Origin of the sequence: Dietzia sp. DQ11-38-2, assembly GCF_014145055.1 — a bacterium.
Taxonomy (GTDB): Bacteria; Actinomycetota; Actinomycetes; order Mycobacteriales; family Mycobacteriaceae; genus Dietzia.
Window position 1 is genome coordinate 1 of record NZ_JAALDW010000111.1, and the last position, 11,708, is coordinate 11,708.

The following is an 11,708-nucleotide window of genomic DNA, read 5'->3' on the forward strand; positions in this document are numbered from 1 at the left end:
GTGCGGGACAGGGGAGGAGTCGCCTGCCGACGAGGGGGCCGCCAGCCCGCAGGACACCGCCGCCACCACCGCCGGTGCGGGGGGCGGGGATGAGCAGCAGGGCGGCCAGGCCTTCGCGACCGCCGACCTCGTGGACCCCGAGGGCGGATCGCTCGGCACGGTGGAGTTCGTCGAGGTCGACGGCGGGACCCTGGTCACCGTCGAGGCCGCCGGATTGGAGCCCGGCTTCCACGGCCTGCACATCCACACGACCGGACTGTGCGAGCCGGACAGTGTTAATCCCAACGACCCCGAGGAGCGGGGGGCGTTCCTCTCGGCCGGTGGACACCTGGTCGGTCCGGACGACGAGGCCAGCCATCCCGACCACGCCGGCGATCTTCCCCCGCTGTACGTGGCGGGCGACGGGACCGCGCGCATCACCACCCTGACCGACCGGCTGGACCGTGAGCTCCTGCTGGACGACGACGGCACGGCCGTGATGATCCACGAGGACCCGGACAACCTCGCGCACATCCCGGAGCGTTACGCGCCGGAGGGGCCCGACGAGGACACGCTCATGGCCGGTGACGGAGGCAGCCGGATCGCCTGCGGCGTCGTCATCGGCTGACGCTCCGTCAACACGTGACCGGACAACTGTCCGGTCACGTGTCCGAATTGACCCCGATCAGGCGTCACGCTCTGGTAGCGTCCGCCGCGAGCAGGCGCGCGCCACCGCACGCCGCCTCACGTCGGGAGGGAACACATGGCCATCCGGGTCGCGCAGATCGCCACCGGGAACGCCGGGGCGATCGCCCTGCGCCAGCTGGTCGAGGACCCGCGCTTCGACCTGGTGGGCGTCTGGGTGCACTCCGCCGAGAAGGCGGGCCGGGACGCGGGTGAGCTCGCCGGTCTCGAGGTGGTCACGGGTGTCACCGCCACCACGGACCATGCCGACATCGTGGCCGCGGCGCCCGACTGCGTGGTCTACTGCGCGATGAGCGACACCCGGCCGGTGGAGGCCGCGCGCGACATCCGCGAGTACCTCGCCGCCGGGATCAACGTGGCGGGCACCGCGCCCACTCCGCTCATCAACCCCGCCGCGGGCGTCCCCGACAGCGCGCGCGCCAAGCTCGAGGCCGCGGCCCTGGAAGGCGGTGCCACCCTCTTCGTCACCGGCGTGGACCCGGGGTTCACCAACGACCTCCTCCCGCTCGCGATCACCGGCACCTGCCGCGAGGTGCGCCAGGTCCGTTGCACCGAGTTCTCCGACTACGCGACCTACGACTCCACCGAGTCGATGGTCGATGTGATGGGATTCGGCACCCCGCTCGACCAGACCCCGCTGCTGTTCCTGCCCGGGGTGTTGACGGCGGGGTGGGGTGCGTCGATCCACCTGCTCGCCGCCGGGTTGGGCGTGGAGGTGGATGAGATCACCGAACACGTCGAGCGCGAACCCGCCCCGGAGACCTACGAGGTCGCGGCCTGCACCATCGCCGAGGGCACCCAGGCGGGGTTCCGCTTCCAGATCACCGGCATGGTGGCGGGCGAGCCCGTCATCGTGGTCGAACACGTCACCCGGACCCGGGACGACCTGCGGCCGGACTGGCCGTACGCGGTCCAGGAGGGGCACTCGTACCGCGTCGAGGTGATCGGCGAGCCCTCGTACGTCCTCGACCTGGCCGCGCAGAGCGCGGACGGCGACCACAACTACTCGGCGATCCTCGCCGGGGTCGGCAGGGTGGTCAACGCCGTACCCGCCGTCGTGGCCGCGGCGCCGGGATTGGCCACGACGCTGGATCTGCCGCTCACCGGCGCGCCGGGCATCGTCGGTACCCGCTGAGCCGACGACCGGCCTCAGCACCACAGTTGTTCACGAGGAGAGGGAGTCAGCATGGGTCGGGTCGAGGGCAAGGTCGCCATCATCACGGGGGCCGCGCGGGGGATGGGTGAGGCCGACGCGCGCCGCCTCGTCGAGGAGGGTGCGAGGGTCGTGCTCACCGACGTGCTGGACGAGCAGGGCGAGGCCGTGGCGGCCGAGCTCGGGGCGAGTGCGCGCTACCGTCACCTCGACGTATCCGACCCGGACCAGTGGAAGGCCGTCGTCGAGGAGACCGTCGCCGACTGGGGCGGGGTCGATGTGCTGGTCAACAACGCCGGGATCGTCAACGGCGCCGAACTGCACAAGTTCAGGCACGACAAGTGGCAGCAGATCCTCGACGTCAATCTCTCGGGCACCTTCTACGGGTGCCAGGCGGTCACGGAGGCGATGATCGCCGCCGGGCGTGGTTCGATCATCAACGTCTCGTCGATCGAGGGGATGCGGGGCACCCCGTGGGCGCACGGGTACGTGGCGGCGAAGTGGGCCGTCCGGGGGCTGACCAAGTCGGTCGCGCTCGAACTCGCACCGCACGGCATCCGCTGTAACTCGCTACACCCCGGTCTCGTCCGCACGCCCATCGCGGAGGGCATCCCGGACGACATGATCCCCATCCCCCTGGGCCGACTGGGCACTGTCGACGACCTGGCCAACTTCGTGCTGTTCCTCGCCTCGGACGAGTCCTCCTACGCCACCGCCACCGAGTTCGTGGTGGACGGCGGAACGATCAACGGGATTCCGCACAAGCAGTTGTAGAGCCGCGCCGGCGGGGTGGCGAGATCGTCCCCCTCGGGACAGACCCTGAGACGTACGAGGCCGTTCTCAGGGTTCGTACTATCGGCGTCATGACCCAGGGATCCGTCTCGTCGACACCTCCTTCCGTCGACGGTGTATCCACCACCGTCTCCACGACTGCTGACCCCGGCCCGCGGTGGTGGGTCACGGCGGGGTGGATCGCCCACTGGCTCCTTCGACTCTGGCTGGCCCTCGTGCTGCTGGTCTACGGGTGGCCCAAGGTGTTCCTCATGCAGATGGGGGTCGCCGATTACGGGGACGCCCTGACCGCGTTCGGCGAGATGAGCCCGATGGGGTTCCTCTGGCGGTTCATGGCGTTCTCCCCGGTGGTCCAGGTTCTGGCCGGTCTGGCCGAGGTCACCGCCGCGGCGCTTCTGCTCTTCCGTCGCACGGCCTGGCTGGGTGGCCTCCTCGCCGCCGCGGCCATGGCCGTCGTCTTTCTGCTCAACATGACCTTCGACGTCCCGGTCAAGCAACTCTCCCTGGCGATGGCCGTGGCCGGGATGGTGGTCGCGGCTCCGTGGTTCGCCCACGTCGGGCGCATCCTCGCGGGCCGGCCCGTGCCCGCCGCGACGCTCCCCACCCCGATCCCCTGGCCCCGGGGTCAGCGCGTCACAAGGTGGACGGGGCCGATCCTCGCGGTGGTGGCCCTCTGTGTTCCGGGCGCGGTTCTCGGCGTCATGGCCGCGGGTGGCGGGACGCCGACCGCGTTCTCCCAGGTCGCCGGGGTCTATCGCGTGGTCGAGGACACGGCGCCGCCCGCCGAGCAGTTGGTCGACGATGTGCGCTGGCAACAGGTGGCCTTCGGGCAGCACGGTGCGGACCGGGCGCGCTTCGGATTGCGCCTGGCCAACGGGGACTTCCACGACGGGCGCTACTCCGTGGACGGCGAGGTGATCACGATCGAGCTGTATCCGGTCCGCGAGGGGACATACGGTCTCGTGAGGGACCCCGAGCGCACTCTGACCCTCAGGTGGTCACCGGCGCCCGATGGGATCGCGCTGAGCGGGGACGGGGTGGACGTCACTCTCGCCGAGGACCCCGAGTTCCGCTACCTGTTCGACCGGGGATTCCACTGGAGCCCGACCACGCCGGTCAACCGCTGACGATGACCCGTGCGGCCGTCAGGACCGTGGCGCGCGCCCCATCAGGTAGAACTCCGGGTTCGGCCGCATGTCGGTGGCGTTGGCCACCCGGTTGCTCAGCCCGAAAAGGCCGGTGATCGTCGCGATGTCCCAGGCGTCCTCGTCGTCCAGTCCGTGTTCGTGGAGCGCGGCGTAGTCGGCGTCGACGAGCTCGTCGGATCGCAGGTTGACCTTGGTGGCGAAGTCGCAGATCGCGCGCTCGCGCGGGGTCAGGTCGGACTTGTGATGGCTCACGGCCAGTTGATCGGACAGGTACGGGTCCTTCTTGACGATACGCAGGATCGCCCCGTGCGCCACCACGCAGAACTGGCAGTTGTTCTGCGCGGAGATGGTCACGATGATCATCTCCTTGTCCGCCTTGGACATGTTCGAACCCTCGCGGTCCATCACGGCGTCGTGGTAGGCGAAGAACGCCCGCCACTCCGCAGGGCGTCGCCCGAACATCAGGAACACCTCGGGGATGAATCCGGCCTTCTCCTGTTCCGCGAGGATGCGTTCCCTCAGGTCCTCGGGTAGATCGGCGAGTTCGGCGAGGGGGTAACGGTCGGACATGTGCGGCTCCCGGGAGTGTGGCGTGCTCTGACGGTATTCCGAGTGGGGCCGTGCCGACTCAGGATCGTGCCGCGGCCCCCCATGTGTGTACCCGCTCGACCTCCACCCAGGCATCGACGCGGGCACGATCACGGACCGGGTACGGCTGGTCCGTGTAGTGCCGGGACAGGGCGTCGATCCCCGACAGGTCCGGGTCCTCGGTGATCTCGGTGACCCGGCCCTGGATGCTCACATGCGAGTACCAGTCGTCCACCTGCAGCACGGACAGTGCCACGCGCGGGTCGCGTCGCAGGTGCTGGAGGCGGACCCGTCCGGCGTCGAGGTTGAGATGGATACGGTCCCCGACCAGCCGGTACCACGTGGGCACTGTGACCGGTGACCCGTCTCTGCGCAGCGTCGCCATGACGCACGGATTCGGCAGGGCGAGCAGGCGGCGCAGGTCGTCGGTGAGCGGGGAGTCGGATGGGCGTGAGTCGGACACGGCGCGGACCCTTTCGTCGATCGCGGTTTCTCCGGTCCAGTGTGCCCGCGTCGCGACCGCCGGCACTCCGTGGCGATCCGGTTAGGGTGGGGACGTGACCACCAAGGCGACCGTTCTGGCCGCCGAGGAGGATCTCGGCTCGATGCCTCTCTTCGGTGTGGCCCACTTCTCCGCTCTGGCCGTCACGGTGGTGATGACAGCCGTTCTGCTGGGCGTGGTGCGTCGGTACCGTGGCTCCCGAGCCGTGGACCGGGCGATCACCATCGCAGGGTGGCTCATGTTGCTCGTCGGAGCGGGCTGGATCCTCTGGGACCTGATGCCCGGCCGGTTCGACCCCGCCCAGGCCATCCCGGCCGATCTCTCGGACTGGGCCCGGATCATCATCCCGGTGGCGTTGATCACCCGCGCCGGGTGGGCGGTGGCGGTGGCGTACCTCTGGGGTCTGTCCCTGAACCTGATGGCGCTGGTGACCCCGGACCTGAACTACAGCTTCTCCCCACCGGTGGAGTACGGGATGTTCTGGTTCTCCCATGTCGCCGCCTTCATCGCCCCGGTGATCCTGGTGTGGGGGTTGGGGTTGCGGCCGACCTGGCGAGGATTCGGCTTCACCTTCGTGTTCACGGTCTTCTGGGCTGCCGTGGCCTCTGTGGTCAACCTGATCGCCGGGGCGAACTACGGGTATCTCCGCCATGCTCCGCCGGAGGGGTCGCCGCTGGATCTGATGGGCCCCTGGCCGGTCTACATCGGTGTCGCGGCAGCCGTGGTCGCGGTGGTGTGGGCGTTGTTCACCTGGCCGTGGACCGCCGAGCGGCTGACCCGGGGTACGGAACCGGTGGGGGCCGGGTTCATCCGCCGCCCCGCGGGCAGGAACCGGCCCGACGCGTAGTCCGAGCCGTAACCCGGCGCGAACTCGCCGTCGTGCCAGACCACCCGGCCGCCGATGATCGTCGCGGTGACCGCTCGGTCGTTGCGGTTGACCATGCGGCGGATCCCGCCGAGTTCCGGCATCTCCGTCTCGTGGTAGCCCAGCGACTCGCCGTCGAGCCCGGCCGGGTCGATCACCACCACATCGGCGCGGCGACCGGGGGTGATCCGCCCGGCGTCCAGCCGGTAGAAGTCGGCGAGTTCCCCGGTGAGCTTGAACACCGCCTTCTCGACGGACAGGAACGGGGCGCCGCGACGATCCGCGTCGTGTACACGCTCGAGCAGGCGCACGCCGAAGTTGTAGAAGGCCATGTTGCGCAGGTGCGCGCCGGCGTCGGAGAACCCGATGGTGACGCCGGGGGTGTTGACGAGCCGGTTGGCCACCTTGTCGCGGGCGTTGGCGATCGTGGTGGTCCACCGCAGGTCTGCGCCGTGTTCCACCACCAGGTCGAGGAAACAGTCCGCGGGGTGTAGTGACCGGTCGCGGGCGACGTCGCCGACGGTCCTTCCGACCAGAGACTCGTCGGGGCAGGCGACGATCAGGGCGTCGTCGAAGTCGCGGTGCCACACCCGCGGGCTGAACCGCTTCTCGAAGTCCCGCCGGAACCAACGCCGGTAGCCCTCCTTCGCGAGCAGGTCCGTGCGGGCCATCTCGTCCTTGAGGTGCAGCGCCTCGCGCCCGGAGCCGAACTCCTCGAAGACCACCAGATCGATCCCGTCGGCCCACACCTTGAATGTGGTCGGCAGGTGCTGCCACACGAACCTGCCGCGTCCCAGCGAGTTGGCCACCCAGGCCAGGGGCCGGAAGATGTGGTTGACCCAGGGCTCGGCGAGGGTGTCCGCCGCGGCGAGCAGTGACACCCTGAGCGGCTTGCGCAGCAGGCCCGTGCTGGTGGCCACGTAGAAGGCCACGTCGACCTTCGTGTTGAGGTTCGGAACGCCCTGCAGGACGCGATCGCGTCGCCGGAGGATCCGGCTGATCTGTCTGAATTCCTTCCACGAGGCGTGCGTGGAGGGCAGGGTGCGCGAGCGGTAGCGGTCGCCGTCCATCTTGTCCCAGGGGTTGGTCATGGTGGAGACCCCCAGGAACCCCTCGTCGAGGGCCTCCTCCACCCGCCGCGCGATCTCGCGGCGCTCCCGCCGGCTCGGGGAGTGTTCCGGGTCGGTCGAGCGGCCCAGTCCCATCACGGAGGCGCGGACATCGGAATGGCCGAGGAAGCTCGCCACGTTGGGCCCCAGCGGCAGGGACTCGACCGCCCTCCGCCACGCCGCCGCATCGGACCACGACGTGGTGCGCTCGAGTGCGTCGAGGACGGCGTCCCGGGGGAGGGCCTCCACGCGGCTGAACAGGTCGGCCACATCGACGGTGTCCGAGTACACGCCGGACAGTGAGCAGTTGCCGACGAGCACGGTGGTCACCCCGTGGCGGACCGACTCGCCCAGGCCGGGGGACACCAGTAGTTCCACGTCGTAGTGGGTGTGGGTGTCGACGAATCCGGGCATGACCCATCGGCCGTCGGCCTCGATGACGCGGGTGCCCGCCGATACCGGGAGCGGGGAGGGACTCACCGCCGCGACGACGCCGGACCGGATCCCGACGTCGGCGCGGAGGCCCGGGGCGCCGGTGCCGTCGTAGACGGTCCCGCCGCGGATCACGATGTCGAAGTCGGCGCCGCCCGGGCTGGCGTGATCGGTGGTGTCCACGAGGCACTCCCAGTGTGTGATGCTCAACACAGTCTCCACCAGGCTACCCGGACGCTGGTCCAAGTCCAGGGTTCGTGGGGAACTTCCTGCGTCGCCCGGACTCCGTCCGGCGAGTAGCGTTGTCGCGCATGACCACCCGCACGGAGCGCCTCGACGGCCTACCGTTCACCCGCAAGCACCGCAGGCTGTTGGTCGGATCCGGCGTCGGTTGGGCACTCGACGCCATGGACGTGGGCCTGATCTCCTTCGTCATGGCCGCCCTGGCCGTGCACTGGGCGCTGACCCCCACCGAGCTGTCCTGGATCGGGTCCATCGGGTTCGTCGGCATGGCGATCGGCGCCGCGCTCGGCGGACTGCTCGCAGACAGGATCGGGCGTCGCCAGGTCTTCGCCGCGACCCTGCTGGTCTACGGTCTGGCCACGGGTGCGGCGGCGCTGTCGACCGGTATCGCCATGCTCATCGCGTTGCGCTTCATCGTGGGCCTGGGCCTGGGCGCCGAGTTGCCCGTCGCCTCGACGCTGGTCAGCGAGTTCGCGCCGCGTCGTATCCGCGGCCGGGTGGTGGTGATCCTCGAAGGGTTCTGGGCCGTCGGCTGGCTCATGGCGGCGCTTATCGGATACTTCGTGGTGCCGATCGGCGACGACGGCTGGCGCTGGGCGCTGGCCATCGGGCTGGTCCCGGCGGCGTACGCGCTCGTCGTGCGCTTCGGACTGCCCGAGTCGGTGCGGTTCCTGGAATCGAGGGGTCGGGGCGCCGAGGCCGAGAGGATCGTCCGCGAGTACGAGGCCTCGGCCGGGGTCGAACCGCCCGCCGCGGCGAACGCCCCAGCAGGGGAGCCCGGCCGCGACGCATCCGCCAGCGGGGAGTCCGCGCGCGAGTCGATCTGGTCCCCGCGCCTGAGACGACGGACCGGCGCACTGTGGGTCGTGTGGTTCGGGATCAACTTCTCCTATTACGGCGCGTTCATCTGGCTGCCCAGCCTGCTGGTCTCCCAGGGTTTCGATCTGGTGAGGTCGTTCGGCTACACACTCATCATCACGCTCGCCCAGCTACCGGGGTACGCGGTGGCGGCGTGGCTCATCGAGGTGTGGGGTCGTCGGGTCACCCTCGCGGTGTTCCTGGTCGGGTCGGCGGTGGCGGCGGGGCTGTTCGGTCTCGCGGGGACGCCGGCCACCATCGTCGCCGCGGGGATGGCGTTGTCGTTCTTCAACCTCGGCGCGTGGGGCGCGCTGTACGCGATCGGCCCCGAGCTCTACCCCACCTCGACCCGTGGCGCCGGCACCGGCGCGGCGGCGGCGTTCGGTCGGATCGCCTCCATCGTCGCGCCGCTGCTCGTCCCGGTGATGCTGGGTGCCGGAGGCACGGTCGTGGTCTTCGGGGTGTTCGCGGCGGCCTTCGTCGTCGCCGCCCTGGCGGCGTTCACGCTCCCGGAGCGCAAGGGCGTCGCGCTCGAGCAGACCTGACCTGCGCGGTCAGTACGTCTAGTGCGTCTCGCGCCCGTCCCCCAACTCGCGGATCCGCTCGGTGGCCGCGCGCAGACGCTCCTTGCGGGCCTCGTCGTCGGACTCCTTGAGCTCCTCGTAGAGTTCCTCGTCCGAGTCGGAGAACTGCAGGATCGCGCGCGGAACCCCGAGGGTCAGGACCAGCGAGGGCCACACGATCCAGGCGTAATCCCAGCCCACGACGAACTGCAGCACGAGGAACGCCACGAGCGTCGCCCCGAGGACCAGGCCGTCGAGGGTCTCCACCGTCTTGCCGCGCTTGCGGAGATCCTGGAGCTCGCGATCCGGGTCCGAGACCGCCGGTGACGACGAGGTGCGCGCCAGCTCACCACCCCCCGCCGCCGCCGTCTGCACGATCATGCCGTCCACGCTGCTCAGGGGCATCCCTCCGGGCAGATCCCGGAATGATGACCGCAACTGACCCAGGGTGCGCGCGGCCGCGATGTCACCGGACCGGGAATGGAATTCCGGGTCGTCGAGACGACCGGCGGCATAATGGTCGCCCAGCGCGGTGAGCGCGTGCAGGCGCTCGGAGTCGGAGAGCAACAGATCATCAGGATCGGTCATGTGACCAGGCTAGGAGGGGGCCCCGGAGATCGCCATAGGTGATCACACCGATCCGCTGTCACATCCGGGAGTGCTGGTGCGTCGAAGGGGTATGAGCACTCACCGGAAAGACCACGGATCGCACACACAGGGACAGTGCACACAGCACCAGCGCACTCAGGTCAGCGCGGGCGCGATGGTGCCCATGCTGGCGCTCGAGGCCTACACCAGGGCCCGGGTCTCCCGCTCCGACAGCCACCTCGTCAGTCTCCGGGTCTCGGCGGTGAACGAGTGTCGGTTCTGCACCGCGATGCATCGCCGCGACGCGCGTAAGGACGGCTGGGACGACGCCCGGATCCTCGCCGCCGAGGACTGGCCCGCCCACGCCGGTGAGCTGTCCGCGGGGGACCTCGTGGTCCTGCGATTCGCTGACGCGATCACCCACCTCCGTGGCGAGGACTCGGTCCCGGACCACCTCTGGGACGAGATGGTCCGACACCGGGGCGAGGCGGGCACTGGACAGCTGCTCATGGAAGTCGTCACCATCAACGCATGGAACCGGATCGCAGTGGCGACCAGGAAGGACCCGGGGTCGCTCAAGGGCGTCCGCCCGGAGGACATCGATCCCGTTCGTCCGAGGTGACCGCGGCCGGTGGGCTCGCCGGACTCGACCGGACCGCGGTGGACCGGGTCCGGGGGCGACTGCTCGGGGTGGGATACCGCATCACGGGGACGTGGGCCGACGCAGAGGACGCCGCCGATGAGGCCCTGGCCCGCCTGGTCGGCCTCGACCCGGGTTCTCACCCCGACAACCCCGAGGCGTGGCTCACCACCGTCACCACCCGGTTGTGTCTGGACCGGCTACGGCGACGACGGCGGGAGGACTACGTGGGGGCGTGGCTGCCCGAGCCCGTCGACACCGCCCTGCTTCCGGCGGAGTTGGCCGAACAGCGGGAGGATCTGCGGATCGCCGTCCTCCTCGCCTACGAGCAGCTGGCACCCGATGAGCGGGCGGCCTTCGTCCTGCGCGAGGCCTATGCCCTGCCCTACGCCGAGATCGCCGAGACGTTGGACGCGGCCGTGCCCACGGTGCGCCAGTGGGTGAGCCGGGCACGCCGCCGGTTGGACACCGACCTGCGGCCGCCGGAACGTGCGCCGGAGCCGGTGATCACGCGCCTGGTCGAGGCCGTCCTGGCCGGTGACCTCGAGCAGACGATCGAGGTGCTCACCGCGGACGTCCGGGTGGTCTCGGACAGCGACGGGAAGGTCAACGCCGCCCGCAGGGACATCGTGGGGGCCCGCAAGTGTGCGTACTTCCTCATCAAGGCCGCGGAGTTGTCCGGCGGCATGATCGCGCCGGTCGAGGTCAACGGGGAGTTCGCGTTGGCGGTGGTGTCCCGCGGGGTCGTCCGGGTGGCCCAGCTGGGCGTGGTCGACGACCGCGTCACGCGGGTCTATTTCCACTCCAACCCGGCCAAACTCACACGATTGGCCCTGCCGGAGGGGTTCGAACCGACTCCGCGAGCCGGCTCGGTTCCCTGAGCTGACTCAATGGAGGCGGCGCTCGGCTGTGCGCGGCGGCGTGCGGCGGTGGCTACTCCGGCACCCACATGGCCATCTCGTTCCCGCCCGGCTCGCGGAAGTGGAACCGTCGGCCACCGGGGAAGGAGAACGGGTCGAGGGTCACCACGCCGCCAGCGGCCTCGACCCGGCCGCGGGCCTCGGCCAGGTCGGACACCCGGATCACCATCAGGGGTGCCTGCGACTGCTCGTCGTCGTCACCCTGGATCCCCACCTCGATCCCGCCGCCGGTGAGGTCGGTGTACGACGTCCCGTACACGGTGGGCGTCCAGCCACACACCCTGGCCAGGAAGTCGGCTGTCGCGGGCATCGACGAACTGGGGAACTCGACCATCGTGATCTGGTCCGGGGTGCTGTCCTGCATGCTGCCGACGGTACGGGCACCATGGGCGCGGTGGCGCGGTTTCGATCCCGTGACCCGGTTCGTGCTCCCCCGGTCCTCCTCCCCGTGACGGACTGCGCGGGCGGCGGGATCACCCACGAACCCGGGCCCCATCCCAGCGTGAGAGCAGGTCCATCGCGACTGCGCGCGGATCCGGCGCGCGCATCACCGCCGACACCACGCTCACACCGTCCAGGGCGGTGCCCGCGAGCAGGCCGACGTTCGCCGGGGTGATCCCGCC

The 11,708-nt window shown here is 70.2% G+C and carries 12 protein-coding genes and 1 pseudogene; 8 read left to right on the forward strand and 5 right to left on the reverse strand.

Annotated features, from left to right (window positions below; translation table 11 throughout):
• The 4 genes from G6026_RS04330 to G6026_RS04345 all read left to right on the forward strand — a co-directional run.
• Positions 1-607: superoxide dismutase family protein (locus tag G6026_RS04330; RefSeq protein WP_182612353.1), on the forward strand; the 607-nt coding region annotated here is incomplete at its 5' end.
• A gap of 135 nt (positions 608-742) precedes the next feature.
• Positions 743-1,819 (forward strand): diacylglycerol kinase, encoded by a 1,077-nt coding sequence (locus tag G6026_RS04335; RefSeq protein ID WP_182612354.1) that lies wholly within the window; start codon positions 743-745, stop codon positions 1,817-1,819.
• Positions 1,820-1,870: 51 nt separating this feature from the next.
• Positions 1,871-2,611 carry a glucose 1-dehydrogenase gene (locus G6026_RS04340; RefSeq protein ID WP_182612355.1) on the forward strand — a complete coding sequence of 247 codons (741 nt, stop codon included), beginning with the start codon at positions 1,871-1,873 and terminating at the stop codon, positions 2,609-2,611.
• An 89-nt stretch (positions 2,612-2,700) separates the two neighbouring features.
• Positions 2,701-3,756, forward strand: a complete 1,056-nt coding sequence (locus tag G6026_RS04345; protein ID WP_206681828.1) for a hypothetical protein — start codon at positions 2,701-2,703, stop codon at positions 3,754-3,756.
• Positions 3,757-3,774: 18 nt separating this feature from the next.
• Here the strand turns inward: G6026_RS04345 and G6026_RS04350 are convergent, their stop codons facing one another.
• The gene (locus tag G6026_RS04350) at positions 3,775-4,347 is read right to left on the reverse strand and encodes a peroxidase-related enzyme (protein WP_107757651.1); all 573 of its coding nucleotides are present in this window, start codon (positions 4,345-4,347) and stop codon (positions 3,775-3,777) included.
• 58 nt (positions 4,348-4,405) lie between these two features.
• Positions 4,406-4,828: a PPOX class F420-dependent oxidoreductase gene (locus G6026_RS04355; protein ID WP_182612356.1), complete on the reverse strand. Its 423-nt coding sequence runs from the start codon at positions 4,826-4,828 to the stop codon at positions 4,406-4,408.
• Between the two features lie 193 nt (positions 4,829-5,021).
• Here G6026_RS04355 and G6026_RS04360 point away from each other — a divergent pair.
• Positions 5,022-5,573: pseudogene (locus tag G6026_RS04360) on the forward strand (TIGR02206 family membrane protein); the annotation flags it as partial.
• Here G6026_RS04360 and G6026_RS04365 read toward each other — a convergent pair.
• Positions 5,567-7,477 (reverse strand): amidohydrolase family protein, encoded by a 1,911-nt coding sequence (locus G6026_RS04365; protein WP_309230224.1) that lies wholly within the window; start codon positions 7,475-7,477, stop codon positions 5,567-5,569. The pseudogene G6026_RS04360 and the gene G6026_RS04365 sit on opposite strands and share 7 nt — an antisense overlap.
• 107 nt (positions 7,478-7,584) lie before the next feature.
• Here G6026_RS04365 and G6026_RS04370 point away from each other — a divergent pair, with 107 nt between their 5' ends.
• Positions 7,585-8,919, forward strand: coding sequence for an MFS transporter (locus G6026_RS04370; RefSeq protein ID WP_194860519.1), 1,335 nt, complete (start codon positions 7,585-7,587; stop codon positions 8,917-8,919).
• An 18-nt stretch (positions 8,920-8,937) separates the two neighbouring features.
• Here the strand turns inward: G6026_RS04370 and G6026_RS04375 are convergent, their stop codons facing one another.
• Complete coding sequence (locus G6026_RS04375) at positions 8,938-9,525, reverse strand: DUF1707 domain-containing protein (protein WP_107757648.1); 588 nt, start codon at positions 9,523-9,525, stop codon at positions 8,938-8,940.
• Between the two features lie 175 nt (positions 9,526-9,700).
• Between G6026_RS04375 and G6026_RS04380 the strand changes: the two genes are divergently transcribed.
• Together G6026_RS04380 and G6026_RS04385 are read left to right on the forward strand one after the other, a co-directional pair.
• The gene (locus tag G6026_RS04380; protein ID WP_182612357.1) at positions 9,701-10,147 is read left to right on the forward strand and encodes a carboxymuconolactone decarboxylase family protein; all 447 of its coding nucleotides are present in this window, start codon (positions 9,701-9,703) and stop codon (positions 10,145-10,147) included.
• Positions 10,144-11,046, forward strand: coding sequence for a sigma-70 family RNA polymerase sigma factor (locus tag G6026_RS04385; protein ID WP_182612358.1), 903 nt, complete (start codon positions 10,144-10,146; stop codon positions 11,044-11,046). The genes G6026_RS04380 and G6026_RS04385 overlap by 4 nt, the downstream gene beginning before the upstream one ends.
• Before the next feature lie 52 nt (positions 11,047-11,098).
• On the opposite strand, the gene G6026_RS04390 is transcribed toward G6026_RS04385, so the two are convergent.
• The gene (locus G6026_RS04390) at positions 11,099-11,449 is read right to left on the reverse strand and encodes a VOC family protein (RefSeq protein ID WP_107758264.1); all 351 of its coding nucleotides are present in this window, start codon (positions 11,447-11,449) and stop codon (positions 11,099-11,101) included.
• Between the last annotated feature and the right edge of the window lie 259 nt (positions 11,450-11,708).